This is a genomic window from Microbacterium sp. LWS13-1.2 (genome assembly GCF_040144835.1).
Lineage (GTDB): Bacteria > Actinomycetota > Actinomycetes > Actinomycetales > Microbacteriaceae > Microbacterium.
Window position 1 is genome coordinate 2,243,411 of the sequence record NZ_CP151632.1, and the last position, 25,507, is coordinate 2,268,917.

Annotated in this window: 25 protein-coding genes; 10 read left to right on the forward strand and 15 right to left on the reverse strand. The window is 70.3% G+C overall.

Annotated elements, in window-relative coordinates; all coding sequences use genetic code 11:
- Positions 1–42: 42 nt before the first annotated feature.
- From MRBLWS13_RS10575 to MRBLWS13_RS10595, 5 genes are all read right to left on the reverse strand, one after another.
- Positions 43–1,554: an alpha-N-arabinofuranosidase gene (locus MRBLWS13_RS10575; RefSeq protein ID WP_349425336.1), complete on the reverse strand. Its 1,512-nt coding sequence runs from the start codon at positions 1,552–1,554 to the stop codon at positions 43–45.
- 49 nt (positions 1,555–1,603) lie between these two features.
- Complete coding sequence (locus tag MRBLWS13_RS10580; RefSeq protein WP_349425337.1) at positions 1,604–2,530, reverse strand: carbohydrate ABC transporter permease; 927 nt, start codon at positions 2,528–2,530, stop codon at positions 1,604–1,606.
- Entirely contained in the window at positions 2,527–3,453 is a 927-nt protein-coding gene (locus tag MRBLWS13_RS10585) for a sugar ABC transporter permease (RefSeq protein ID WP_349425338.1), read from the reverse strand. The genes MRBLWS13_RS10580 and MRBLWS13_RS10585 overlap by 4 nt, the downstream gene beginning before the upstream one ends.
- Positions 3,454–3,524: 71 nt before the next feature.
- Positions 3,525–4,886, reverse strand: coding sequence for an extracellular solute-binding protein (locus MRBLWS13_RS10590; protein ID WP_349425339.1), 1,362 nt, complete (start codon positions 4,884–4,886; stop codon positions 3,525–3,527).
- A gap of 197 nt (positions 4,887–5,083) precedes the next feature.
- Positions 5,084–5,317 carry a hypothetical protein gene (locus MRBLWS13_RS10595; protein WP_349425340.1) on the reverse strand — a complete coding sequence of 78 codons (234 nt, stop codon included), beginning with the start codon at positions 5,315–5,317 and terminating at the stop codon, positions 5,084–5,086.
- A 140-nt stretch (positions 5,318–5,457) separates the two neighbouring features.
- On the opposite strand from MRBLWS13_RS10595, the gene MRBLWS13_RS10600 reads away from it, so the two are divergent.
- Positions 5,458–6,486 (forward strand): LacI family DNA-binding transcriptional regulator, encoded by a 1,029-nt coding sequence (locus MRBLWS13_RS10600; RefSeq protein WP_349425341.1) that lies wholly within the window; start codon positions 5,458–5,460, stop codon positions 6,484–6,486.
- Positions 6,487–6,536: 50 nt separating this feature from the next.
- Here MRBLWS13_RS10600 and MRBLWS13_RS10605 read toward each other — a convergent pair whose 3' ends face one another.
- A complete protein-coding gene (locus MRBLWS13_RS10605; RefSeq protein WP_349425342.1) occupies positions 6,537–10,304 on the reverse strand; it encodes a bifunctional proline dehydrogenase/L-glutamate gamma-semialdehyde dehydrogenase in 3,768 nt (1,255 codons plus the stop codon).
- Positions 10,305–10,483: 179 nt separating this feature from the next.
- Here MRBLWS13_RS10605 and MRBLWS13_RS10610 point away from each other — a divergent pair, with 179 nt between their 5' ends.
- Genes MRBLWS13_RS10610 through MRBLWS13_RS10625 form a run of 4 tightly spaced genes read left to right on the forward strand, consistent with a single transcriptional unit; the run spans position 10,484 to position 13,132 of the window.
- Positions 10,484–11,395: a LysR family transcriptional regulator gene (locus MRBLWS13_RS10610; protein WP_349425343.1), complete on the forward strand. Its 912-nt coding sequence runs from the start codon at positions 10,484–10,486 to the stop codon at positions 11,393–11,395.
- Between the two features lie 9 nt (positions 11,396–11,404).
- Complete coding sequence (locus tag MRBLWS13_RS10615; RefSeq protein WP_349425344.1) at positions 11,405–12,067, forward strand: hypothetical protein; 663 nt, start codon at positions 11,405–11,407, stop codon at positions 12,065–12,067.
- A complete protein-coding gene (locus tag MRBLWS13_RS10620; protein WP_349425345.1) occupies positions 12,054–12,620 on the forward strand; it encodes a hypothetical protein in 567 nt (188 codons plus the stop codon). Before MRBLWS13_RS10615 ends, MRBLWS13_RS10620 begins: the two co-directional genes overlap by 14 nt.
- Positions 12,605–13,132 (forward strand): hypothetical protein, encoded by a 528-nt coding sequence (locus MRBLWS13_RS10625; protein WP_349425346.1) that lies wholly within the window; start codon positions 12,605–12,607, stop codon positions 13,130–13,132. The genes MRBLWS13_RS10620 and MRBLWS13_RS10625 overlap by 16 nt, the downstream gene beginning before the upstream one ends.
- On the opposite strand, the gene MRBLWS13_RS10630 is transcribed toward MRBLWS13_RS10625, so the two are convergent.
- Together MRBLWS13_RS10630 and MRBLWS13_RS10635 are read right to left on the reverse strand one after the other, a co-directional pair.
- Positions 13,133–14,431 carry a hypothetical protein gene (locus tag MRBLWS13_RS10630; protein ID WP_349425347.1) on the reverse strand — a complete coding sequence of 433 codons (1,299 nt, stop codon included), beginning with the start codon at positions 14,429–14,431 and terminating at the stop codon, positions 13,133–13,135. It lies immediately after the preceding gene.
- A gap of 45 nt (positions 14,432–14,476) precedes the next feature.
- Positions 14,477–15,118: a hypothetical protein gene (locus tag MRBLWS13_RS10635; protein WP_349425348.1), complete on the reverse strand. Its 642-nt coding sequence runs from the start codon at positions 15,116–15,118 to the stop codon at positions 14,477–14,479.
- A gap of 225 nt (positions 15,119–15,343) precedes the next feature.
- Here MRBLWS13_RS10635 and MRBLWS13_RS10640 point away from each other — a divergent pair, with 225 nt between their 5' ends.
- Positions 15,344–17,296 carry a diguanylate cyclase gene (locus MRBLWS13_RS10640; RefSeq protein WP_349425349.1) on the forward strand — a complete coding sequence of 651 codons (1,953 nt, stop codon included), beginning with the start codon at positions 15,344–15,346 and terminating at the stop codon, positions 17,294–17,296.
- A 10-nt stretch (positions 17,297–17,306) separates the two neighbouring features.
- On the opposite strand, the gene MRBLWS13_RS10645 is transcribed toward MRBLWS13_RS10640, so the two are convergent.
- Positions 17,307–17,609 (reverse strand): hypothetical protein, encoded by a 303-nt coding sequence (locus tag MRBLWS13_RS10645; RefSeq protein WP_301115050.1) that lies wholly within the window; start codon positions 17,607–17,609, stop codon positions 17,307–17,309.
- 43 nt (positions 17,610–17,652) lie between these two features.
- Here MRBLWS13_RS10645 and MRBLWS13_RS10650 point away from each other — a divergent pair, with 43 nt between their 5' ends.
- A complete protein-coding gene (locus MRBLWS13_RS10650) occupies positions 17,653–17,910 on the forward strand; it encodes a hypothetical protein (protein ID WP_349425350.1) in 258 nt (85 codons plus the stop codon).
- Positions 17,911–17,988: 78 nt separating this feature from the next.
- Here MRBLWS13_RS10650 and MRBLWS13_RS10655 read toward each other — a convergent pair whose 3' ends face one another.
- Complete coding sequence (locus MRBLWS13_RS10655) at positions 17,989–18,777, reverse strand: EAL domain-containing protein (protein ID WP_349425351.1); 789 nt, start codon at positions 18,775–18,777, stop codon at positions 17,989–17,991.
- Positions 18,778–18,913: 136 nt separating this feature from the next.
- Between MRBLWS13_RS10655 and MRBLWS13_RS10660 the strand changes: the two genes are divergently transcribed.
- The gene (locus MRBLWS13_RS10660; protein ID WP_301115044.1) at positions 18,914–19,228 is read left to right on the forward strand and encodes an ATP-dependent DNA ligase; all 315 of its coding nucleotides are present in this window, start codon (positions 18,914–18,916) and stop codon (positions 19,226–19,228) included.
- A gap of 9 nt (positions 19,229–19,237) precedes the next feature.
- Here the strand turns inward: MRBLWS13_RS10660 and MRBLWS13_RS10665 are convergent, their stop codons facing one another.
- Positions 19,238–19,798: a thioesterase family protein gene (locus MRBLWS13_RS10665; protein WP_349425352.1), complete on the reverse strand. Its 561-nt coding sequence runs from the start codon at positions 19,796–19,798 to the stop codon at positions 19,238–19,240.
- 204 nt (positions 19,799–20,002) lie between these two features.
- Here MRBLWS13_RS10665 and MRBLWS13_RS10670 point away from each other — a divergent pair, with 204 nt between their 5' ends.
- Positions 20,003–20,509, forward strand: coding sequence for a GNAT family N-acetyltransferase (locus tag MRBLWS13_RS10670; protein ID WP_349425353.1), 507 nt, complete (start codon positions 20,003–20,005; stop codon positions 20,507–20,509).
- Between the two features lie 183 nt (positions 20,510–20,692).
- Positions 20,693–21,469 carry a coenzyme F420-0:L-glutamate ligase gene (locus MRBLWS13_RS10675; protein WP_349425354.1) on the forward strand — a complete coding sequence of 259 codons (777 nt, stop codon included), beginning with the start codon at positions 20,693–20,695 and terminating at the stop codon, positions 21,467–21,469.
- Between the two features lie 153 nt (positions 21,470–21,622).
- Here MRBLWS13_RS10675 and MRBLWS13_RS10680 read toward each other — a convergent pair whose 3' ends face one another.
- The 4 genes from MRBLWS13_RS10680 to MRBLWS13_RS10695 all read right to left on the reverse strand — a co-directional run bounded on the left by MRBLWS13_RS10680 (position 21,623) and on the right by MRBLWS13_RS10695 (position 25,459).
- Positions 21,623–22,480 (reverse strand): hypothetical protein, encoded by an 858-nt coding sequence (locus tag MRBLWS13_RS10680; protein WP_349425355.1) that lies wholly within the window; start codon positions 22,478–22,480, stop codon positions 21,623–21,625.
- The gene (locus MRBLWS13_RS10685) at positions 22,477–23,199 is read right to left on the reverse strand and encodes a response regulator transcription factor (protein ID WP_349425356.1); all 723 of its coding nucleotides are present in this window, start codon (positions 23,197–23,199) and stop codon (positions 22,477–22,479) included. The genes MRBLWS13_RS10680 and MRBLWS13_RS10685 overlap by 4 nt, the downstream gene beginning before the upstream one ends.
- Complete coding sequence (locus MRBLWS13_RS10690; RefSeq protein WP_349425357.1) at positions 23,187–24,452, reverse strand: histidine kinase; 1,266 nt, start codon at positions 24,450–24,452, stop codon at positions 23,187–23,189. Before MRBLWS13_RS10690 ends, MRBLWS13_RS10685 begins: the two co-directional genes overlap by 13 nt.
- Before the next feature lie 131 nt (positions 24,453–24,583).
- Entirely contained in the window at positions 24,584–25,459 is an 876-nt protein-coding gene (locus tag MRBLWS13_RS10695; RefSeq protein ID WP_349425358.1) for an LLM class flavin-dependent oxidoreductase, read from the reverse strand.
- Positions 25,460–25,507: the final 48 nt, after the last annotated feature.

Below are 25,507 nucleotides of genomic sequence, written 5' to 3' on the forward strand. Positions count from 1 at the left end.
CCTCCTCTGTGTGCACGTCTGAGACGGATCGGTCGGCTGCGCTCAGTCGAGCGTCAGAACCGTCCACGAGACAGGCGGCAGCGTGATGCTGACCGTGCCCTCGGCGACCCTCACCGAGGTGTTCTCCCGCGGGGTGACGCGTTCGGGATCATCCAGGGTGTTCGCCGCGTGGATGTCGCCGTCGAAGAGCGACGTCGCCCGCGCGTCGCCGATAGCGCCCACCGCACGGGTGTCGATGTCGAGTGTGACCTCCTCCGTCAGGCTGCGGTTGACGGCGAAGACCGTCGTTCCGCCGCCGGCCGCGTCGTGGGTCGCGACGGCGTCGACGACCGGCACCTCGCCGTAGAGCGGGGTGTCGTAAGTCGGGCTGTCGAGCTTGAGCTCGAGCGCGACGTCGCGGGCCAGTCTCGAGGTGAGCGAGAACGGGTGGAACGTGGTCTGCCGCCACGCGGGGCCGCCGGGCTCGGTCATGATCGGCGCGATCACATTGACGAGCTGCGCGAGGCTGGCGGCGGTCACCCGGTCGGCGTGGCGGATCAGCGAGATCATGAGGCTGCCCAGTACGACGGCATCCAGCACCGAGTACGAGTCCTCCAGCAGCCGCGGCGCGACCGGCCACTGGGCCACGTCGGTGATCTTGTCCACCTCGTTGTAGCGGGACTGGTACCAGACGTTCCACTCGTCGAACGAGATGTTGATGGTCTTGTCGCTGCGACGGGTCGCCTTGACGTGATCTGCCGTCGCGACGACAGCCTCGATGAAGCGGTCCATGTTGACGCCCGACGCGAGGAAGCTGCCGTAGTCGTCGCCCTTGGGCTCGTAGTAGGCGTGGCACGAGATGAAGTCGACGTCGTCGTAGGTGTGCTCGAGGACCACACGCTCCCAGTCGCCGAACGTCGGCATCTGCGCGCTCGAGCTGCCGCAGACGACGAGCTCGAGATCGGGATCGATCTGCCGCATCGCGCTCGCTGTCTTCGCCGCGAGCCTGCCGTACTCCTCAGCCGTGCTGTGGCCGAGCTGCCACGGGCCGTCCATCTCATTGCCCAGGCACCACATCCGGATGCCGTGCGGTTCGGGATGCCCGTTCGCGACGCGTCGCTGCGCCCAATGGGTGCCCGAGCGCAGATTGGCGTACTCGAGGACGTCGAGGGCCTCGAGCACCCCACGCGTGCCCAGGTTGACCGCGTACATCAGCTCGCTGTCGACCTTCTTCAGCCAGGTCGCGAACTCGTCGAGGCCGATCTCGTTGCTCTCGGTCGAGTGCCAGGCCAGGTCGAGCCGTGGCGGTCGCTCCTCCCGCGGCCCGACGCCGTCCTCCCAGCGGTAGCCCGACACGAAGTTGCCGCCCGGGTACCGGATGGTCGAGACCCCGAGTTCGCGCACGAGCTCGATGACGTCGGTGCGGAAGCCGTCCTCGTCGGCATTCTCATGCCCCGGCTCGTAGATGCCGTCGTACACGCAACGGCCCAGGTGCTCGACGAACGAGCCGAAGAGGCGGCGATCGACGGGTCCGATCGTGAACTGCGGGTCGAGGGTGAGGTGTGCTCGGTTCATTCTTCTCTTCCAACGACGAGGGAAAGGGGCAGGGGCGTGTGCCGCGCGGTCACTTGAGGCTTCCGATCGACAGCCCGCCCTGCCAGTACTTCTGAAGCCCGAGGAACGCGATGATGAGCGGGATCACGGAGACGAGCGCGCCGAGGATGATGATGCTCCACAGGCTCTGCCCGCCTGCCGCCCCGTATGTGGATGCGGTGGACTGCCAGAGCCCGATGCCGACGGTGACCGGGAAGAGGCGGTTGTCCGACAGCATCACGAGCGGGAGGAAGTAGTTGTTCCACGACGCCACGACGGACAGCAGCACCACCGTCACGATCGCCGGGCGGAGGAGCGGCAGCGCCACCTGCAGGAACGTTCTGAACTCGCCCGCACCGTCGACACGTGCGGCGTCCAACAGCTCGTCGGGCACCGCATCCCGCGCGTACACGTTCATCAGGTAGACCCCGAACGGATTGAGCAGGCTGGGGAAGATCACCGCCCAGATGGTGTTCGTCCAGCCGACCTGGGCGAACAGCACGAAGGTGGGGATGACGAGGGCCGTCGTCGGGATCATGACGGCACCCAGCAGGATCGCGAACGCGGCACGCCGGCCGGTGAAGCTGTACTTCGCGAATCCGTAGCCGGCCAGCACGGCGAGCACCGTCGCCCCGACGCCGCCGGCGATCGCGTAGAGGGCGGAGTTCGCCAGCCACCGTGCGTAGATGCCCCCGCTGTAGGTGAAGAGTTCGACCAGATTGCCGATGTAGTCGATGTCGTCCGAGAACCAGAGCGCACTGCCACCCCCGAACAGACCGGCCGAGCTCTTCGAGCTGTTGACGATAAGCCACCAGAACGGGATCAGGAAGTACACCATCAGCAGCGCAAGCACGATGTTCATCGGGATGCGGCCGCGCTTCTGCGGAGTCGTTCGACGCTCGAGGCGCCTCCGGGGCTTCGGGTTCGTGCCGGTGAGCTCCATGGGTGTGACGGTCATGAGAAGAAGCTCCCTCGCTTGCGGGTGGCGAACAGGAAGATGTAGACGCACAGGAAGACGACCGCACCGAGCGCGAACGAGATCGCCGCCCCGTAGTTGTAGTTCGCCAGCGAGAACGCCTGCTGGTAGGCGTACATGTTGGGCGTGAAGTCGTTGGGAATCGCTCCGGCGGCCAGCTGCTGCAGGATCTGGGGCTCGTTGAAGAACTGCAGGGTGCCGATGAGGGCGAACACCAGGATCAGCAGCAGGGCTGGAGAGAGCAGCGGGATCTTGATCCGCAGGACGATCTGCCATTGGGATGCGCCGTCGATGCGCGCGGCCTCGTAGAGCGTCGGATCGATGCCCTGAAGCGCGGCGTACAGGATGATCATGTAGTAGCCGACCCACTGCCAGGTGACGATGTTGAGCAGGCCGTAGAAGATCAGGCTGCTGCTCAGGAAATCAGGAGCCTGTCTGCCGAAACTTTCGAAGATCTCCGCGAGGGGACCGAAGTTGTCGCTGTAGAGGAACCCCCACATCAGGGCACCGATCACGGTCGGGATCGCGTAGGGCATGAAGATCATCAGGCGCGAGAATCGCGCGAACCGTGTGATCACGATGTCGAGGATCAGCGCGATCGCCAGCGAGATCGCCATCTGCAGCGGAATGAGCACCAGCGAGAACCGGATGACGAACCACATGCCGTCGAGGAAGGACGGGTCGCTGAAGGCCTTGACGTAGTTCCCGAAGAGAACGAACCTCGTCCCGCCGATGAGGGACTTCTGGAACAGGCTCAGATAGAGCGCGAACCCGATCGGGAGTATGAGAAGGGCGAGAAAGACGATCCCGAAGGGTCCGACGAAGAGCCAGCCGTAAAGGTTCTGGCGCCGCGTGGTCGACCTTCTGGGCTTCGTCTTCGCGGGAGTTGCGGTTGACGCAGTCATGATTTCTCCAGGTCTGGCAGGGGATGGCCGAGGGCCGGTCCGCAGGAGCACGGACCGGCCCTGCGGTCACGTCACTTGACGGTGAAGCCCTGCTCCTCCGCATATGCCACGACGGCCTCTTGCAGGGCGTCCGCCGCCTCGGAGCCGGTTGCGGACCCCTCGTTGATGCGGGCGATCTGCTCCGTGAGCTGCGAGTAGTAGTACTGGCCGATCGGCGTGTAGGTCATGCCCTCGTAGGCATGGGCCGCCGGCACGTACACCTCCTTGTTGGCCTGCTGGCCGCCGAAGAAGGGCACCTCGTAGTCCTGGAACTCCGGAGACTCCAGCACGTTGACGTTCAGCGGGAAGATGATCTGGTTCTGCCAGCCGTCGTCCAGCGAAGCCTGGTCCGCGTAGACGCCGAACGCCACCTGGGCCGCGAGGTCGGGGTCGCTCGCCTGGCTCGACACCGAGAAGGCGGAGCCACCCCAGTTGATAGCGATGGGGTTGCTCGCATCCCACTGCGGCATCGGGGCAGTCGCCCAGACACCGGCATCCGCGCCCTCGCCGACGCCCGCGCCCTGGAGGTAGCCCGGAGCCCAGGCGGCCGAGAGGTAGGTGGCGTAGTCGCCGTTGATGACACCCGCGATGTACTCGGGCGTGAACTGGTCCTCCGTGCCGACAAGATCCTTCTCGACAAGTCCGCTCCAGTAGTCGAGGACCTCCTTGACCTCGGCGCTGTTGAGGTCGATCCCGATCTCACCTTCGTTGGCGGGGTCGTACTCGAACGGCTGCGCGCCGTTCTGGTACATCAGCGCCGTGACCTCGGCGGGCTGGTTCGCGGCGAAGCTGGCGAAGACCGGGCCCCCGGCATCCTTCACCGTCTGCGCGGCAGTCTCGAGCTCAGCCCACGTGGTGGGCGGAGTGATGCCGTACTGATCGAAGATGTCGGTGCGGTAGATCATGCCCATCGGGCCGCCGTCGACCGGAGCGCCGTAGACGCCGTCGCCGACGGAGACGTCCTTCCACGCGCCCTCGCTGAAGTTGTCCTTCACGTCCTCGTAGCCGAGGTCGTTCAGCTCGACCAGGGCGTCCTGCGCCTGGAAGGTCGCGATCCGGTCAGCCTCGACCATCATGACGTCGGGGGCGCCGCTGCCGGCTGAGATCGCGGTCTGGAACTTGTCGTAGGCGTCACCGCCCGCACCGGCGTTCGTCCAGCAGACCTGGACCTCGTCGTTCTGCTCGTTGAAGTTGTCGACGACGAGCTCCATGTTGGGGTACCAGGCCCACATGGTGACGACCGGCAGATCCTCTTTGGGGATGGAGTTCGTGCAGTTCGCGTCGTCGTTGCCGCCGCCGTCGGCATTGTCGCCGCCACCTCCGGCGGTGCAGGCAGCCAGAGCGCCGACCAGGGCGAGCGCTGTGACTGCAGCAAGGACAGGCTTCGTCTTCACTGGAGTTTCCTTTCGGTATTGCTGACTTCTTCGTCGGTGCACGACCGTTCCGAGGGCCGGTCCGCCCCGGGTGGCGACGGTCGGTCCAAGTGTGGTCTACAACGTTGTAGAGCAACGTCGTAGTCACTTTCCCACCGGCCGCATCGGCTGTCAAGATGCCGGCGGGATTTTCTGGGCGGCGGGCGAAACTTCTGCCGTCAGTAGGTGACCGGCGCGCTGCCGAGGCGGGCCAGGAGCGCCGACAGGGCCGTGTACGCCTCATCGCGATAGCCGCGAGCTCCGGCCCCGGTCGCGATCGCGTTGCGAGCCGCGTCGAGCAGATGGCGGGCGGTGGCCGCGGCGCGACGCGAGAGGGAGTCGACGGAAGGGGATCGCGTCCGGACTCCGTCCTCGGCGCATGGTGCGTCCGCCATGACGCGCAATGCGGGCACGATACACTTCTTTTACAACGTTGCATTGCGACGTCGCACACACTCTGCCGCTCCCTCGGCGGCCACCGCTCGCCGACTGGGGAAGGCAGTAGAGTGCAGAGATCGCACATGGGAAGGCGGGAGCATCGATGGGGGCAACGATGCATGACGTCGCCCGAGTGGCCGGTGTCTCGATCAAGACGGTGTCGAACGTCATCAACGACTATCCGCACGTCCGACCCGGCACGCGCGATCGCGTCAATGAAGCGATCGAGCAGCTCGACTACCGCCCGAACCTCTCGGCGCGGGGGCTGCGGTCCGGCCGCACAGGTGTCATCGGGCTGGCTGTGCCGTCACTGCGCGAGAACTACTTCGCCGAACTCGCGGACGAGGTGATCAGGGCGGCCGAGAAGCGCGGTCTCGGTGTCATGGTGGAGCAGACCAGCGGCGAGCGCGAGGCCGAGCTGCGCGCGGTCACCGGCAACCGTCCACGCTTCCTGGACGGCCTGCTTTTCAGCCCGGTGAGCCTCGGACAAGACGATGCCGAAGCGCTCGCCGTCGACGGACCGCTCGTGCTCCTCGGCGAACGCATCTTCGGCGGACCCACCGACCACGTCACCATGCACAACACCTCGTCGTCTCAGGCGGCGGTGGAGCACCTGCTCGAGATCGGGCGCCGACGCATCGCGCTGGTCGGCGCCGACCTGCACGGACGCGACGAGGCGAGTTCGGCGAATCTGCGCCTGAAGGGCTACCTGCGTGCCCTCGAGCAGGCCGGTATCCCGCTCGATCCGGAGCTCGTCCGCCCGACCGCGATGCTCCGCTGGAACCGGGCCGGCGGCGCGGCGGCAACCCACCTCATGGTCCGCGAGGGTGTGGACTTCGACGCCGTGTTCGCCCTCAACGACACCCTCGGCCTCGGCGTGCTGCGCGCGTTGCGCGAGGAGGGCCTGCGCGTTCCCAACGACGTCGCCGTCATCGGCTTCGACAACATCGACGAGAGCAACTACTCGGTCCCCTCGATGTCCACGGTCGACACCGGCCGCGCCGAGATCGCGGCCATCGCGGTCGACCGTCTCATCGCGCGCATCAAGGAGAAGGGCGAGCGCCGGCCGCCCGAGACCGTCAAGCCGTCCTTCCGCATCGTGCGGCGCGAATCGACCGGCTTCGCCGACACCACGGCCGACTAGCGCCGTGGAGAATCGCGGATGCCGCCGCCCGCGGCATCCGCGATCCTTCGTCAGATGACCGCCTCCGACCAGGGGTCGGGGTTGCCGAAGCGGTGCGCCGTGATCGTCACGGACTGCTCACGCAGGAACGGGAGCAGCTCGAGCCGCCCGGCGGTGGTGACCTCGTTGTCGTAGATCGCGAGGTCGGGGTCGCCGCCGACAGCCGCTGCCACCGTGGCGTGCAGCGCCGCGACGGATTCCCGCGGGCCGATGAGACGCACGCGCGAGGGCCGGGGAGCCGGATCGGCGTCGGCCACGGCCGCCATGAGGTCGTCGCCCACCGCGATGCGCTGCATCCACTGCTCGTCGGTCTCGACGTACACGGCGACGTCCTCGTCGGCGAGCACGCGACGGACGGCGGCCGGGAGCCCGACGGGTGTGCTCAGCGTCAGACCGGAGCCCGCCCGGAGTCCGGCGACCACCACGCGCAGCACCGCCTGCCACGAGGCGTCCGCCGTCGCCCGCAGCGCGACGGCCGGGATCGGGCGGTAGCGGAACAGGTTGCGCTCGATGCCGAGGCCGGAGACGTCCTTCACCTGCCCGAACTCGCGATCCCACACGATCGCGTCCGAGAGCGCGCCACGGCGGAGCCACTCGAACGCCTCGTAGTCCAGAGACGGCTGGGCGGCCTCGATGAGGGCGGCGATGCGGGTGTCGAGCCCGCGCAGGTGCAGCGTCGCCGACGCCGGCGCACCCGTGGTCGCGCGCCAGCGGCCGAGTCCGACGAGGTAGTTCGGGCCGCCGGCTTTCGCGCCGGCTCCCACCGATGACCGCTTCCAGCCGCCGAAGGGCTGCCGCTGCACGATAGCGCCGGTGATGCCACGGTTGACGTAGAGGTTGCCGGCCTCGACCCGGTCGAGCCACAGGGCCAGGTCGCCGGGGTGCTGCGTATAGAGGCCCGCCGTGAGCCCGTACGACACGGCGTTCTGCAGCTCGATCGCATGTGCGAGCGATGACGCGTGCATGATCCCGAGCACCGGCCCGAAGAACTCCTCCTGGTGGAAGCGCGACCCCGGCTGCACGCCCGTGCGGATGCCGGGCGTCCAGAGCCGGCCCGCATACTCGGGCGGTCCGTCGACCTGCCGGGGCTCGACGAGCCAGGACTCCCCCTCGTCGAGCGTGGTGAGCGCCCACCGGAGCTTGCCGCGCGGCGCCTCGACGACGGGCCCGACCTCGCTAAGCGGGTCGGACGGCGGCCCCACGCGCAGTGAGGTCGCGGCATCCACCAGCTGACGCGCGAAGCGCTGCGAGTGACCGACCGGTCCGACGAGGATCGCGAGCGACGCCGCCGAGCACTTCTGCCCCGCGTGACCGAATGCACTCTTGATCAGATCGGATGCCGCGAGGTCGAGGTCGGCGGTCGGCATGATGATCATGGCGTTCTTGCCGCTGGTCTCTGCGAGCAGCGGCAGGTCGGGCCGCCAGGATCGGAACAGCGCCGCCGTCTCGAATGCACCGGTGAGGATGACCCGGTCGACGTCGGGGTGCGAGAGGAGCGTCTGCCCGAGCCCGCCCTCGTCGATGTCGACCAGGGCCAGCACGTCGCGCGGCACCCCGGCATCCCACAGCGCCTCGGCGACCACGGCGGCGCAGCGCCGGGCCTGGGGCGCCGGCTTGAACACGACGCCCGACCCTGCGGCGAGCGCGGCGAGCACGCCGCCTGCGGGGATCGCGATCGGGAAGTTCCACGGCGGGGTGACGACGGTCAGCCGCGCCGGCTCGAACACCGCGCCGCTCACCCGGTCGAGCTCGCGCGCCGTCGCCGCGTAGTAGTTCGCGAAGTCGACGGCCTCGCTCACCTCGACGTCGGACTCGGCGAAGACCTTGCCGGTCTCGGAGGCCGCGACCTCGATGATCTCGCCGCGGCGGGCCTCGAGGGCCTTCGCGGCGGCGGCCAGCACGCCGGCGCGGTCCGCGGCGGGCAGGGCGCCCCAGCCCGACGCCGCAGCGCGCACGCCCCCCACGATGTCCTGGAGCGCGGGCTCGTCGGTGACACGCGCGGCAGCGATGGTCGCGTCGCCCGCGCGGGAGGTCTCGACGCGCGACAGGATGTCGCGAGCCCACGCGCGGTTGCCCGGCAGTGCGGGGTCGCTGTCGGCTGTGTTCCGGAAGCCCGGGGCTCCGGCGGCCCGGACGCCGCCCTCGCGCGGTGCGAACACCGCCGTCTCGACGAACGCCTCGGCGCCGAACACCTGCTCGGGCACGGCGCGCTCGAGCGGCGCGGTGTCGCAGGGCGCGGCGGAGCGGGCGATCCCGATCACCGCCTGGGTCAGGCCCGCCTCGTCGGCGGTGGCTGCGGCACGGCGCAGGCGCGCCTGCGCCCGCGGCGAGTCGGTGCGGTCGATCGACTCGGCTCCGTCGGCCGCGGTCGCTGCGGCCTCCTCCGCGGCACGGTCCTGCGATCGGTTCGGCCCGGTGGCGAGCCCGGCGTCGCCGGCGCGCGCGAGCGAGCCGAGGAAGCGGTCGCGCTCCCGCTCGAACATCGCGGGCTCGTCGGCCAGGTCGAACGCGGCCGAGAGGAAGTTGTCGCTGGACGCGTTCTCCTCCAAGCGGCGCACGAGGTAGCTGATCGCCACGTCGAACTCGTCGGGACGCACGACCGGGACGTACAGCAGCACGTGGCCGACCTCGCGCGTGACCGCCTGCACCTGGCCCTGCGCCATGCCGAGGAGCATCTCGAACTCCACATCCGGCGACGCGCCGCTCAGGCTCAGCGAGCGCGATCGGGCGAGCAGCCACGCGTAGGCGATGTCGAAGAGGTTGTGGCCCGCGACGCCGATGCGCACGGCGGCGGTGCGCGCCGGCTGCAGCGCGTAGCGCAGGCACCGGATGTAGTTGGCGTCCGAGTCGACCTTCTCGCCGTAGGTGGCGAGGCTCCAGTCGTGCATGATCGCGTCCACGCGCTCCATCGCCAGGTTCGCGCCCTTCACGAGGCGCACCTTGATGCGCGCTCCGCCGGCGGCGACGCGCTGCTGCGCCCAGGCGGTGAGCTGCTCGAGCGCCGGCAGCGCGTCCGGCAGGTAGGCCTGCAGCACGATGCCCGCCTCGAGCAGGCGCAGCCGCGGGTCTTCGAGCAGCCGCGTGAACACGGCGATCGTGAGATCGAGGTCGCGGTACTCCTCCATGTCGAGGTTGATGAACGTGCCATCGGTCGCGGCGGTGAGGTACAGCGGACGCAGTCGCTCGACGACCTTGTCGACGACCTCGTCGAACGCCCACATCGAGATGTGGCTGGCGATGGCGGAGACCTTGACCGACACGTAATCCACGTCGGGACGGCGGATGAGCTCGTGGATGCCCTCGAGCCGTCGCAGCGCCTCCTTCTCGCCGAGCACCGCCTCGCCCAGGAGGTTGAGGTTGAGCCGCGCCCCGCTCTCGCGCAGCGTCGCGATGGCCGGCCCGAGCTTGTCGGGGCGCGCGTCGACGACGAGGTGGCCGACCATGCCGCGCAGCACTCGCCGCGCGATCGGCACGACCGGCGACGGCAGCACGGGCGCGACCGCGCCACCGAGCCGGACGGCACCGCGCAGGTGCCACGGCAGGAAGTCGGGCACGAGCGGCGCGACGCGGTGCAGATGGGATGCCGCGGCCGAGAGGCTCTCGGGCCGCATGACGCCGTCCACGAAGCCGATCGTGAACGGCAGCCCGTTGGGGTCCTTCAGCACGCCGGCGAGCCGTTCGGCCGCCGGGTCGACCTCGACCTCGGCGCTCTCGGACACCCATCGCTGCGCGAGCGCCACCGCCTCGACGGCCAGACGCTCCTCGACTCCGTCTTGCATGCGCACTCCAGACGTCACATCGATCGACTCCGTGAGTCCAGCCTGCACCTCGACGTGCCCAGCCTGCGCGTCCCCGGGCATTGCACGGTCAACTTGCTGCATGAGGTCAAGGGTGCGGCATCCATTCATTCGTGAAAAGCGATGATCTACGATCAGTATCGTTCGAGATTCTCGATGGGATGCCGATGTTCGAGCTGCGACGCCTGCGCCTGCTGCATGAGCTCGCGCTGCGCGGCACCCTCACCGCCGTCGCCGACGCGCTCTCGTACAGCCCGTCGACGATCTCGCAGCAGCTGGCGCTGCTCGAGAAGGAGGCCGGTGTGACCCTCCTCGAGCCGGAGGGCCGCCGGGTGCGACTCACCGAGCACGGGCACGTCCTCGCCGCCCACGCGGCTCGCGCACTCGACCTCGACGAGCGCGCCCGTGGCGAGCTCGAGTCGCTGCACCCCGGGCTCGCGCCCGTGCGCGTCGCCGTGATGCAGACCGCGGCGCTCGCGATCGTTCCCGCCGCGCTCGCCCTGCTGGCCGCCCGGGCTCCGCAGCTGCGCGTCGAGCTCGTCGAGATGCCGCCCGAGCTCGGGCTGTTCGAGCTGACGGCGCGCGGCGTCGATCTCGTCATCGCCGAGCAGTACCCCGGGCACACGCGCGCGCACTCCGACGGCTTGGATCGCGAGACGCTCGGCATCGATCCGATCCGCATCGCCGTGGGTCCCGCCGATCCGGCCCGCTCGCTCGGCGACCTGCGTGAGCGGCCGTGGGTGATGGAGCCCGCGGGCACGGCGGCACGGCTGTGGGCGGTGCAGCAGTGCAGAGCTGCCGGCTACGAGCCCGACGTGCGCTACGAGCTCGCCGACCTCTCCGCGCACGCCCGACTCGTGGCCGCGGGCCAGGCCGCCGCCGTGCTGCCGGATCTCCTCTGGGAGGGGACGCGTCCACCGGTGACGCTGCTCGATCTGCCCGGCCGTCCGACGCGCGAGATCTTCAGCGCCCAGCGCACGGCGTCCCAGGCTCGGGCCGGCATCCTCGAGGTGCGTCGCGCGCTGCGCGACGCCTTCCCCGCGGCATCCGAGGCCCGGCCGCTCTCGCCCTAGGCTGGCCCCGTGTCCGAGTCGCCGACCACCCCTGCCGAGCCGAAGCGCCGGTTCGCCTGGGTGCGCGCGGCGACCGATCGGGTCCCGACCAGATGGTTCGCGGGCATCGCCACCGGAGCATTCCTGCTCGTCACCGCGGCCTTCGGCGGGCTCGCCACGGCGGCGGCGCCTGCGCCCGCGAGTCTCGAGCCGGGGGACGCACACATCACGGCCGAACGATCGCTCACGGTGCAGCGGGCGGTCCTCATCGACGAGCTGTCCGACGCGGGCGTCTTCACCGAGCCCGGCGAGCGTGTGTTCGCTATCGTCGCCGATGTCGAGAACGAGTGGGATCGTCCGGTGACCGCGGGTGCCGGCGGCGTCGGGAGCTCGCTCACGGTGGAGGGCATCGACACCGACGTCAGCGCCGCGCGGTACGACGACACGACGATCAGCCCCCGGCTGCAGCCGCACGTTCCCGCACGGATCGTCTTCGCGTGGGCCGTCCCCGCCGACGCGTTCGCAGCCGGCGACGAAGTGCCCGTCACGCTGTACGCACGATCGCTGTACACCGGCTCGTTCGTCACGACCGGCCAATGGTGGATCGACCCGGTGCGCGACGCGGTCGTCACCGTGGAGGTCGAGGACGTGGGTGCCGGTGCGGACGCGGAGGATGCCGATGGCCAGGGCTGATCGCGCCCTCCCCCGCTGGGCGGCGTGGTCGGTCGGAGCGGGGCTCGTCGTGGTCGCGTGGTTCGTCGCACTCGTCACGCCCGGAGAGGAGCAGATCCAGGCGCCCATGCCGCTGATCGCGGCCGTCGGCGAGGAGGCTGTCGGCCGCAACATCGCCGCCACGATCAGCGACGTCCGCCGCACGTCGGAGCTGCACGCCGGCGACTGGTCCGCGGAGGGGAACTGGATCGTCGTCGATCTCGACGTCGCATCCGTGACGTCGGAGGATCTCGTGAGCCTGAATCACGCCGAGCTGGTCGTCGACGGCGTCCGCTACGGCGCGAGCGAGCGGCCGGACTCGCTGTTCAGGGAACAACTGTCAGCCGGCGTTCCGATCGGCGGCGGTCTGGCGTTCGAGCTGCCGGCCGACCTGGACTCGGGTGACGCCACTCTCGAGCTCGCACTGTCATCCGACCGCCGGCTCGACTCGATGATCGTCCTGGATTTCGACCTCGGCGCGGCGCCCACCGCGCCGAGCGACGAGCTCCCCGAGACCGGATGGGCGAACCTGTGAGCGGGTGGTGGCGCAGGAACGCGGTGGCGGTCGGCGTGCTGATGATCCTCGTTCCCGCGCTGGCGGCGACCGTCGCCTGGCACGAGTGGAGCGAAGCCAACTCCGGCGCGCCGGCCGTCCCCGCCGTGCTCGAACAGGGACAGCACACCAGCTACGGGGAAGCGGTCGTAGGTCCCGCGGTGGCGGAGTTCGTCGACGACCCGCTCGCGCCGCGCGACGCGCGGGTCCTGAGGGTTCAGATCGACATCGACCCCCGAGCGTCGGAGCTCGCGTGCGCGGAGCCGATGCTCCGCGAGCTGCAGGGGGCGAACCGCGAGTGGGATGCCGACACCTCCTCGCTCACCACGGACTGGGACCCGTTGCGTCCGGCATCCTGCTCGTCCGACGTGACCGAACCGTACACACTCGACGTGCGCTATGTCGTGCCACAGGACGCCGCCGGCCCGTTCGCGGTGGACGTCATATCGGCGGATCTCTGGCCGGAGAACGTCCGCTTCATCGTCGAGCCCTGATCATGCAGATGCATCCGCTGCACCGGAGGGCGCGGCAGGCGCCGGCTCACTCGAGGGCGCGGCGGTGGCGCGGCGCGAGACGAGGCGGCCGATGACGGCGTCATAGCCGCCCGCCACCAGCGCGATGCGGATGGGCTCGATCAGCACCGGGACGACGAGGAAGATCACCTGATCGAACACCAGCCAGAACTTGTCGAGGTCGTGCGGGCCGACAAGTCGCAGCAGACCCCACTCCGCCCATCCCTGCACGGCGAGGAGCACTGTGTAGAGCAGCACGAAGCCGCCGATGAGGACCGGGCCCGCGCGCCACATGAGCACGATCGCGTCGCCGATCGGGGTGAACCGCGACACGAGGTCCGCCCAGATGTCGCCCAGGCGCGCACGGAGCCGCCCCGGAAGCGAGCGGTAGCGGCTGCGAAGGCGTGCTCCGACCTCGCCTCCGAGCGAGTCGGCGGGCACGGGCTCGGGCGCGACGGCCTGCCCGTACACGACGCCGGCGATCGTGAGCCACGCGAGCGGCAGCAGAATGATGCCGCCGGCTTCCCCGACGAACCACTCGATGCCCTCCCAGACCCACGCGAGCGGCGCGAACGCAGACGAGACGGTGGCCCGGAAGTCGTCAAGCCACACCATCCCCTGTCGTGTCTGCACCCAGCCGGCGACGGACTCGATCGCGACGGACAGGACGAGGGCGGCGAAGTACACCCAGACGGCCTCGAGGTACGCGGCGACGACGCCGAACCATCGCGGCAGTCGTTCGCGAGAGCGTTTCAGCACCCACCGCAGCGCGAACGCCACCACCACGATCGCGAACGTCACCGGGGTGAGGGTCAGCGCACCTGCCAGGCCGTCGCCCGCCGCGTCGGTCTCGTCCACGATCGCCGCGAAGTTCAGTCCCGCGCTCACCTCGAGTGCGCGAGCCGAGTACGCCGCAGCATCCTCGCGCAGGAATCCCCACGCCGCGTAGAACGCGAAGAACGGCAGGATGCCGGCCAGGAGCGCGTCCGTGAACTGCCGGCGACGCGTCGCCGCGTCCTCGGGCAGCGGCGAGATCTCGTCGAGCTGCCGCATCCCGTCCCGCACGACGAGGAGCATTGCGACGAGTGCCACCAGTCGCGAGAGGATCGCCAGCGGCAGCAGCAGGGATCCGGCGACGGCGTTGTAGGCACCGACGAAGCCCGCCGCCTCGATCACGACATACCGACCGAGCACGCCCGCCGCGTACCACGCGAGCAGCACCGGCCAGTGCCGCCACAGCAGGCGGCCCGCGGTGCGGAGCACGTCGAGCACGGCGATCACGCACCCACGCTAGCGGGCGACGTGCCGTCGTGCTCGACGTGCGTGTCAGGCGCGGTCGGTTCGCGTCTGCGGCGCCGGAGGCCGCGTGATCTGCTCGTCCGCGGTGGTGCGATCGTCGACCGTGCCGGTGTCGCGGACGGCGGCACGGTCGTCCACGACGTCGCCATCGCGGACCGCCGTGCGGTCGTCGACGGTGCTTCCATCGCGTACCGTCGCACGGTCGTCGACGGTGGCTCCATCGCGGACCGTCGCGCGGTCGTCACCGGCGGCGGCGTGGCCTGCCGTGGCGGAACGAGCGTCGTCACCGACGTACGGGTCGACGTCGTCCGCCTTGCGCAGCGTCTCGGCCTGCTGCTCGCGCAGCTTCTCGGCTTCCGAGCGGTGATCGTCGATCGTTCCGGCTCGGCGCTCGGCGTCGATCGACGCCTCGGCGGCGCGGGCCTTCGCCGCCTCCGCCGCCGCAGCGGCGGCTGCGGCGTCCGCACGCGCGCGGGCCGCCTCGGCCTCGTGCTCGCGCGCTTGGAGCTCGGTCTCCCGGGCGTCCGCGCGGAGCTTCTCGGCGCGGTCGTGCTGCTGCTCCACCCGACGCGCGCGGCGCCCCCGTGCCGTCACCAGCAGGGCGACGACGACGACGATGAGCACGATGGCGATGCCGACGATGATCCAGATAAGGGTGGTCGTATCCACGGCGCACTCCTCCCCTCCCGCGCCGGCGGGATCGCCGGCGCCTCGATCGTCCACGCAACAGCACCTGGACCGGTCGGGCAAACCGCTTGCGCCGCGGATCGCCGTGCGCTAGCGGCCGCACCAGCCGGTGTGGAGGACACTTCGACGCCGAGCAGGGTCACGCATATGATTGAGAACCTCGCCAACGCAGTTCCCCCCGTTTCCCCATGCACCGAAGGGCATGCGTTGACCGACCTCTCTTTCCGGATTTTCGATGGCGACCACTCACGCGATGCCGCGGAGCAGCTGCGGCTGCAAGAGTGCGCGACCGAGCCGATCCGCTCCATCGGGCGGATCCAATCCCATGGGATCCTCTTCGGCGTCGACGAGCCGACAGGTGTCGTCGTCGTCGCCAGCGAGAACGTCGAGCACTGGCTCTGCCGCGACCTGCGTGAGGCGGGAAGCGACAAGCTGACATGGGCGATCGGCGAGGGCGTCGCGGTGGACCCGGTTCGTGCCGATTTCGAGGGCCGGGCGTACGACGTCATCGCGCACCGCGGCACGACCCCGCTGCTCCTCGAGCTGGAGCCTGTCGTCCCCGACCTCGACTACGTCCGCACCGGCGTGGTCAGCGCGATCCAGCGCCTGTCCGGCGTCTCCGATCCCGACGAACTGCGCCGGAGGGCGGCCCGTGAGATCAAGGACATCACCGGCTTCGACCGCGTCATGTGCTACCAGTTCCACGAGGACGGCCACGGCCAGATCGTCGCCGATGAGCGCGAGCCCGACATGGAGCCCTACTTCGGGCTGCACTTCCCGGCATCCGACATCCCCTCTCAGGCGCGCGCCCTGTACATCGAGAAGCGGTCGCGGGTGATCGCCGACACGGACGACCCGGGGCTCGCCCTGCACACCCTCCTGCCGGAGGTGGCTCCCGCGGATCTCGGCATCACCGAGCTTCGGGCCGTCTCGCCGCACCACCTGCAGTTCATGCGCAACATGGGTCAGGCGTCGACGGTGTCGTTCGGCATCGTCATCGACGATCATCTGGTGGGCATGTTCACCTGCGCGCACCGCACGCCCCGCCGGATCCCCGTGCTCCTGCGGCGAGCGCTCGAGGTCATGGCCTCGCAGGTCGGCACGCAGCTGGCCGCCGCCCAGCAGATCCATCGCCTGCGTCGGCAGCTCGAGGCCCGTGAGCGGCGGATCTCGATCATCGCCCCGCTCTACAGTCGCGGCGACGTCGGAGACGTTCTCATGAGCGGCGCACGCACCGTCCTCGACGTCGTGCCGGCCGACGGCGCCCTGCTGCGCATCGGAGACCTCGTTCACACCGTGGGCGTCGTCCCGCCGGCCGACCGCCTGTTCGCCGTGGTCGACGAGCTCGAGGTCGGCCGGTTCGTGTGGGAGGCCCTCCCGCTCGAACGGCCGGAGCTCGCCGTCGAGATCCCCGACGTCACGGGCCTGCTCATCGTCCCGCTGGGAGGAGAGGGCGACCTGCTCGTGTTCGTCCGCAGCGAGGTCGCGCGATCCGTCGACTGGCTCGGCGACCAGCGCGCCGAGAACCGCGATCACCCGCTCTCGCCGCGACGGTCGTTCTCGGCCTGGCGCGAGAGCGTCACCGGACGCAGCCTGCCGTGGGGCGAGCACGCGCAGGACGCGTTCGAGCTGGGCGTGGAGATCCGTTCGGCCATGGCGGCGCGCACGCAGGCCGAACTCGCGGAACTCGCCCTGCGGGACCCGCTGACGGGCCTGCACAACCGCCGCTTCCTGGACGACCGTCTGGAGGAGCTCCTGCAGAACTCCGACAAGCCGCTGGCCGTCGTGTTCCTCGACCTCGACGACTTCAAGGCCGTCAACGACACGTACGGGCACGAGATGGGCGATGCGGTTCTGGCGGCGATCGGCCGGCGCCTGAGCGGCGTGGCACGAGGTTCGGACGCCGTCGTCCGGCTGGGCGGCGACGAGTTCGTGATGGTGTGCGTCGGCGCCGGAGCCGCCGAGGCCGCGGCGATCGCCGGCCGGGCGGCGGCTGCCATCCGGGAGCCGATCGTCGTCCGCGGCACCGAGATCTCGGTGAACGCCTCGGCGGGCATGGTCGCCACCGAGCGGGGCGGCTCACCCGGTGAGCTGCTGGATGCCGCAGATGCGGCGATGTACCGGGCGAAGCGAGACGGCGGCGGACGCGTCTCAGCGTGAGCGGACGCGTCTAGCGTGAGGGGAGCTCCGGCTCCGGCACGAGCCGCAGGCCGCTGGAGGAGTTCGCAGTGTCGACGAGGTCCTGCAGCCACAGCCGGTTGATCTCGGGCATCGGGCCGTCGTACTCGAAGCGCAGGGTGGTGACCGGTGAGATCCACATCGCCTGCCGCACGGAGGTCTTCTCGTCGACCAGCGAGAACGACAGGTTCTCGCGCCGGCGCAGCTTTGCCATCACCACGAGCTCGACGTGAGCGAGAGCTCGATCGTCGATCTGGAACGAGGCCGGCGGGGAGCCGTAGTGAAGTGTGCCCACCGCTCGATCCTAACCGGCGGCGATGGGCGGGTACTGTGGGGCCATGGCGATCGTGAACCGACTGACCGTCGACGGACGCGACTATTTCCTCCCCGACCCCGTGTCAGAGCTCAAGGGCAGGATCCTCGAGGCGATCAAGGCCGGGGGCGGCTACGTGAACATCCCCCCGCTGCGCGGAGGCCCCGGCGTCGACATCCTCTTCTCACCCGGGATGCCGGTCACCTGGTCCCAGTTCGAGGTCGGCGATTCGAGCGGCCAGGCGGACGACCCCTCCGACGACACGACCGACTACGGGCTCTGAGCACGCGTCCGCCTCGAGGCGGACCGGCGTCGTGACGACCCTGCCTGGCGCGGATCGTCAGATGCCTGGCGAGGATCGTCAGATCTGCGCGAGCCGCGTGTCCATCTCGCCGGCCGTCAGCGGGAGGCCCCACAGGTAGCCCTGGCCGCGGTGGCAACCCCGCGCGCGTGACCGTTCCAGGTCTGCGATGGTCTCGATCCCCTCGGCGACCACTCGCCAGCCGTGGTCGCCGCTGCTCTGGACCACGGCGGCGATCGCGTCGTCCGCGGCGGCGTCCGTGCGCTGCGTGAGCGACCGGTCGATCTTGACCTCGTCGATGGGGATGGCCTCCAGCATGGCGACGGTGGTGTCGCCGGCCGCGTAGTCGTCGACCGAGATGGCGACGCCGACGGCGTGGAGCGACTGGATCGCGGACAGCATCGGCGGTCGCAGCTGCGGCGCGGGCGCCTCCGTAATCTCGATCGTCACTACGGCGGGATCGAGGTCGAGCTCATCGAGCCGGGCGAGCACCGCGTCGGCGTAGTCCGATGAGAAATGCGCCGGCGACGCGTTCACCGCAAGGCTGAGCAGGTGACCCTCCGTCCGCCACTGTGCGAGCTGAGCCGCTGCGCGGGCGAACACGTGCGCGTCCATCTCATCGAGGAACTCCGCCTCCTCCGCGAGCGGGATGAACCGCTCGGGCGACACCGCACCCAGCAGCGCATGGTTCCAGCGGCAGAGCGCCTCCACGGCGACCGGCTCGGGAAGGGCCGCGCCGGGCGGTGCGATGGATGCCCCGAGGTCGAATTGCGGTTGGAACGCGACCGACAGCTCGCCGGCTGAGAGCGCCGCACGCAGATCCCGAGTGAGTTGAGGCGAGCTGACCATCCACCCAGAGTCGATGAGGCGGTCGATCCACGCAACACCAGACAACGGCACCCGAAACGCGTAGAATGCCGCCTCGCATGTTCCGAGCCACACTCCCAGGCCCAGTTCCGCCAGACGGACGGCTACTGTGGAGACGATGGGAACGCTCACGTACGACTCGCGGGTCACCGCCTCCTTCGACGACCGCATCCTCGCGCACCTGCAGGCAGTCATCTGGGCCAAGCTGCGGCGAGGCGAGGCCTTCCCCTTCACCTGGACCGACCCGATGCGCAGCGGCCTCGGCCGCACGTCGATCTGGCTGAGCCCGAATGTCACACTGACGTTCGAGTACTTCGGCGGACGCCAGCCGCGCCTCAACCCGGCCTGGGTCGAGGCGCTGACCAAGGCCGCCAACTCCCCCGGTGGTCTGACGCTCGTTCCCGAGCCCGATCATCCCGCGGGCGCCGTCTAGCAGCCGAGGTCAGTTCCAGACGCTGGGCGCCTCCGCACGCGTCGGCGGGAGAGCGGATGCCGCCGCCCACTCGTGCACCCACTCGTCGACTTCCGGAACCCCCTCAGGGCGACCGACGGCGGCGAACAGCTCGTCGTGCGAGAGCGTGCCTCCGGAGCGCTTCATCATCCGCGCCCGGATGATGGCGCGGGCGTAGACCTCGCCGCCGACCACAGCGCGGTGCTCGAGGTAGACGGCTTTGTCGTCGTGGCCGATCATGCGCGACTCGACATCGAACCGCTGCCACAGATTCAGCGACTTGCGGAAGGTGACGGTCTCGCTCGACACGACCGCGTACCAGCCGCGCGTCTTCATGACGTCCCACAGCCCGGTGCGGACCAGAAGATCCCAGCGGCCGAGATCGAACAGCGACAGGTAGCGGCCGTTGTTCATGTGACGCAGCAGGTCGATGTCGGTGAGCAGCGTGGTGAGCCGGATGCGACTGATCTCGCTCGGCCCGAGCCGTCCGCCGCGGCGCAGGCGCCGGCGCGCGGTGAGCATCACGATCAGGGTCCGCCACATCACGTTCACGAGGTGCGATGGTAGCGATCCTCGACGGATCCGCCGATTCGATTGTCGAATCTCGACATCTGAGCCCTCACCGGTCCATCCGCCGCGCACAAGCCGGTGGCGTCGAGCCCGCGCACCCAGAGCTGCGGCATCCGCTCGCCACCCGGTGTTCACCCGGCGTTGGCCGGATTTCGGGTCTCGCGCCGACGCGCGTAGAGTCTGGCCATGGAAGCCGAAACCCAGACCGACATCGTCGTCCGTCCGGTGCGCGACGTCGACGCGGAGGCCCTCGGCCGCGTTCACGCGACCGCCTGGCACGAGACGTACGACCACCTGATCAGCAAGGCCGCCCTGGAGGCGGTCTCACCCAAGCGCCTCGCCGAGCTCTGGACCCACTGGGCCGTCCAGGGTCCCGAGTTCAAGATGTTCGCCGCCCTCGTGAACGGCGAGATCGTCGGCTTCGCCGGCTCGGGTCCGGCCCGCGACAAGGACGCCCCGCGGTTCCGCGAGCTGTACTTCATCTATCTGCTGGATTCCTTCCACGGCACCGGCATCGGTCAGAAGCTGTTCGACGCGGTCGTCGAGCCCGCCGAGGGCCTGTACCTGTGGGTCGCCGACGACAACCCGCGGGCGCACCGCTTCTACACGCGAAACGGCTTCACGCTCGACGGAGCCTCGCATACCGAGCCCTTCCTCGGCGAGACGCTCACCGAGGTGCGCTTCGTGCGCTGATCCACCGCTGTCCGCTTTCGCGAGGGGGCGTGTCCGGTTCGCCGGACGCGCCCCCTCGTCGCTTGCACGCGGTCGTTGAGCGAGCGAGGAACGAGCGAGCCGAAACGCCTCGGAGGCATCACAGGCGTTCGGCTCGCAGATTCGCTCGACGACCGGCACTCGAGTTTCCGGAAGACTGGACCCATGCCGCCTCGCACCGCGCTCACCGTCTGGCCCCTCGAAGGCATCCCCGAGATCCAGGCAGGTGCCGACCTCGTCGATGTCATCGTGCAGGCGGCGGGGGACGAGCTCGCGGACGGGGACATCCTCGTCGTCACCTCCAAGATCGTGTCGAAGGCCGAGGACCGCTTCGTCGAGGCCGAGGACCGCGAGGACGCCATCACCGCCGAGACCGTGCGGGTCGTGGCATCCCGCACCTCGCCCAACGGCTCGACGACGCGGATCGTCGAGAATCGCCTCGGCATGGTGTCGGCTGCCGCCGGAGTCGATGCGTCGAACACGCCGGACGGCACAGTGCTGCTGCTGCCGGTCGATCCCGATGCGTCCGCCCGGGCGATCGCGGCGGGGCTGCGCGAGCGGCTCGGCGTCGATGTCGGCGTCATCGTGTCGGACACGCTGGGCCGCGCCTGGCGCGAGGGTCAGACCGACCACGCGATCGGCGCAGGCGGCGTGCAGGTGTTCGAAGACCTTCGCGGGGGGACGGATGCCGAAGGCCGCCCGCTCGTCGTCACCATGCCCTGCGTGGCCGACGAGCTGGCAGCGGCCGCCGACCTCGTCAAGGGCAAGGCCACGCGCCGCCCGGTGGCCGTCGTCCGCGGGCGCGCCGACCTCGTCGGAGCCCTGGACCTTCCCGGCGCGCGGTCGATCGTGCGCCCGCTCGAGCGCGACATGTTCCGCCTCGGCGCCGACGAGGCCTACGCCGAGGGGTTCGCCGCGGGAGCGGCCGCCTCCTCGGCCTGACCACCCCGTCCCGACCCCGTGCTGTGTGTTTGGGGCGCGTCACGCGCGTTCGGGGCGCACGCCGCACGCCCCGAACGCGCGCGACACGCCCCAAACCCCCACAGCTGGGGGCCGGGCGTGCAGCGACGCCTCAGGCGTCAGAGCCTCAGCGAGTCAGCGCCCGGATTGCAGCACTGCCTGACCGGCCGACACCTGCACCCGGATCGTGCTCGAGGCGCCCGGCGTGGAGCCGATGCCGTTCTCGAACTCGCCGGCCGACACGTCGGAGGTCACGTCGTAGTCGCCCTCCGGCACGGTCATCCGCAGGGTGCCGGCGCTCACGTCGGCCTCGATGACATCGGGCCTCGAACCGGTGAGGACGGCATCGAGCGAGCCGGCGCTGACCGTCAGCCCGGCCTCGCTCACACCGTCGAGTTCGAGTGTCCCGCGGCCGGCGCTGACGTCGGCGCTCAGCGACTGGGCCGACCCCGACACGTCGAACGACCCCGCCGCCAGCGACAGGTCGAGTTCGCCGAACTCGCCGTCGACCACGAATTCGCCGGCCGCGAGCGAGACGTCCGCATCGAGGCCCTCGAGGGAGGACGGCAGCCGCAGCACCGCGTCCGCTCCCCCGTCGCCGAACCACCCGCGCCAGCCGAACCAGCCCAGCCGATCGGGCGATGACACCTCGAGCGTGTCGCCGTCGCGCTCGAACCGCCAGTTGTCTGCTCCCCATGAACTGGTCACCTCGAGTTCGGCCTCCTGAACGTCGGTGAACTCGACGCGGAGCGTACCCGCCGCCGTGTCGATGTCGAGGTCTTCGACGCCGGCGGCGTCCACCGACCGCGTCGAGGTGTGGACGGATGCCGACGCGATCGTCCCGATCACGGCCGAGGTCATCGTGCCCAGCAGCACGATGGCACCCAGCACGATGATCACGATCGCGATGACGCGCGAACCGCCGGCGGGCGGCCGAGGTGCCTCGGCGGTGCGATCGGGAGCCGCAGGAGGAGGCGTCATGGTCGTGCTCATCGGTTCGTTCCTGTCTGCGGCCCGCGGCCGCCCTGTGTCGTCGAGGGAGGTGTCGGCGCGGGCGGCGTCGTGCCGCCGTGCTCGAGGTGGGCGATCGCGGCGAGGACGCGGCGGTTGCCCGACTCGTCGGGTTCGAGGTCGAGCTTCTGGAAGACGGCCGTGATGTGCTTCTCGACGCTGCCCTCGGTGACGTGCAGCGTCTTCGCGATCGCCTGGTTGGAGCGGCCTTCAGCGATGAGCGCGAGCACTGAGGCCTCGCGATCGGTGAGGCGCAGCATCCGTTCGTCGCGCGTGCGACGGCTGAGCAGTTGCGCCACGACCTCCGGATCGAGCACCGTGGCACCGGAGGCGATGCGTTCGATCGCCTCGAGGAAGTCCGTGACGTCGGCGACCCGGTCCTTGAGGAGGTAGCCGAGCGCGCCGCCGCTGGACGAGATGAGGTCGGCGGCGTAGCGCTCCTCGACGTACTGCGACAGCACGAGGACGGCGAGCTCGGGCAGCCGCGCGCGCAGAGACAGCGCGGCGCGGATGCCCTCGTCGGTCCACTTCGGCGGCAGGCGCACGTCGAGGATGCACAGCTCGGGGGCGGTGCGGTCGACGGTCTCGTCGAGGTGCGAGGCGTCGGGGAGAGCCGCGACCACCTGGTGACCGGCGTCCTCGAGCACGCGGACGAGGCCGGCGCGCAGCAGCGCCGAGTCCTCGCAGATCAGGATGCGCACGGGATACTCACCTCCACGCTCGTCGGTCCACCGGCGGGACTGTCGATGCGTGCCTCGCCGCCGGCCGCCAGCACGCGGTTCACGATTCCGTCGAGCCCGCCGCCGGGGATGACGCGTGCGCCGCCTACCCCGTTGTCCTCGACGCGCGCCCACAGGGTGCCGGGCTCACGCAGGCGTGCGACGACCCGCACCTCGGTGGCCCGGGAGTGCTTGGCGGCGTTGGTGAGCGCTTCGGCGATCACGAAGTAGGCGGCCGCCTCGGTCTCGCGGCTGCAGCGCCCGTCGAGGCGCACGTCGGTGTGCACGGGCACGACTGATCGCGCGACGAGCGCCGACAGGGCCGCATCGAGGCCGCGATCGTCCAGGACGGACGTGTGGATGCCGCGGGCCAGCTGTCGCAGCTCGGTGATGGCCGCCTTGGTCGAGGTGTGGGCCTCCGCGATCAGCGCCTTCGCGGCATCCGGGTCGGCGTCGATCTTCTGCTGCGCGAGGCCCAGCGTCATGCCGACCGAGACCAGCCGAGGCTGGACGCCGTCGTGCAGGTCGCGCTCGATACGGGTGCGCTCGACGTCCGCGGCTCGGACCGCACCGGCGTGCTGCTGACTCGACGCGCGCGCGGCGGCGGCCAGCTGCGCCTCGCGCGAGGGCACCATGATGGCCCGCGCGATGATGCCGTGGAGCACACCGAGGCCGACGAGGCCGGCGGCGGCGACGAGCACCGCGAGGATCCCCACCGGCACCGCCCACGAGAGCGGAACCTCGATGCCGGTGCTGGCCAGCCGCACCGAGCTCGACTCGGCGAACAGCGGCGTGAACGCCAGGACGGCGCCCGACACCAGCAGTCCGGCGAGCGCCACGACGACCCACCCGAGAATCGTGGCGATCGCCAGGTTCGCGAGCGCCCGCCAGGTGGCGGGGTCGATCGCCTGCATCCAGATCGTCCGCATGGCGCCGCCGAATCCGGGGCGGCCGCTGCGGCGCGGCCGCATCGCGGGAAGCCCGAACTCGTAGAGACCGTCGACACGCGCGGTCTCGAGCCAACCGAGACCGAACAGCACGTACACGAGCGCGATGAGCACGAGCACGCCGATGCCGAGCACGAAGAGCAGTCCGATGCCGAGGCCCAGCAGCGTGAACAGCAGCGAGAACGCCGCGACGCCGATGACGCCGAGCGCGGCGAGCTGCGCGATGGCGCCCGCCACCTGGGCGGGCCGCGTCACCGGGCGAACGGCAGGAGAGTCCGAGGAGGTCATGCCCCTTACGGTAGGCGCGTGCGCCGCCGAGCGCGCCCGAGGCAGCCGGAGTCTTGTCTTCGGGTTATCCCCCGCACGGATCCCGGCCACGCGATCGGCGCACGTCCCCTGCGGCGTGGGTGCTCGTGACGTCAGCGCAGCTGGGCGAGCGCCCGCTCGTGCACGCCCGGGTCCGAGCCCATGCCGGCGGGCGAGTCGGGGCTGTAGACGACGAGCTCGTCCACTCCGAGGCTCGCCGCACGCTCTGCGGCCGCGAGGTAGGCGTCGACGTCTGCGGTCGGACGCACGCGGCCGAAGCCCAGCAGCAGCGAGCGCCGCACGGTCGACGGGTCGCGCCCGACGCGATCGCACTCCGCCGCGAAGCCGGCGGCCTGCTGCGCGATCAGCGGCCAGAACTCGTCGGCATCGAGCTGCGTCGACCCCGGTCCGCCGTAGGTGTTCCACGTGTCGGCGTAGCGCGCGGCCATCGCCAGTGCCCGCGGCCCGTGAGCGGCCAGCATCAGCTCGGGAGCGTCGACGCCCTGCGGGCGGCCGGTCGTCTCGAGACCTGTGAACGACATCGTCTTGCCACGCCACTGCGTGGCGCCGTCGAGCACCGCCCGGTAGCCCTCGACGACGTCGGCGAAACGCGCGGCCATCTCACCCATGGTCGAGTTCTCGCCGCGATCGGCGAGCTCGCACGGGGGTGCTCCGAGGCCGAGCCCGAGCACGAGGCGGCCTTCGGAGATGTCCTGGACCGTCATCGCCGCCCGCGCGAGCGCGACCGGCCGGCGGAAGACGGCGGAGGCGACGAGGGTCCCCAGCCGGATGCGCTCGGTGACCCCCGCCGCCGCAGTGAGGGTGGTGAACGCCTCGCCGAGCCATTCGCCGCGGGCCGTCGCATGGGTGAGGTGGTCGTAGGTGTAGGCGACGTCGTAGCCGACCTCGTCGGCCCAGCGGTACCAGCGGGCCTGTGCGCGCCACGGACCCACCGGAGGAATCACCAGACTGATGCGACTGAGGCTCATGCGACTCAGGATGGCACGCGGCGGCGCTCGTGTCGTGACCGCGGGCTA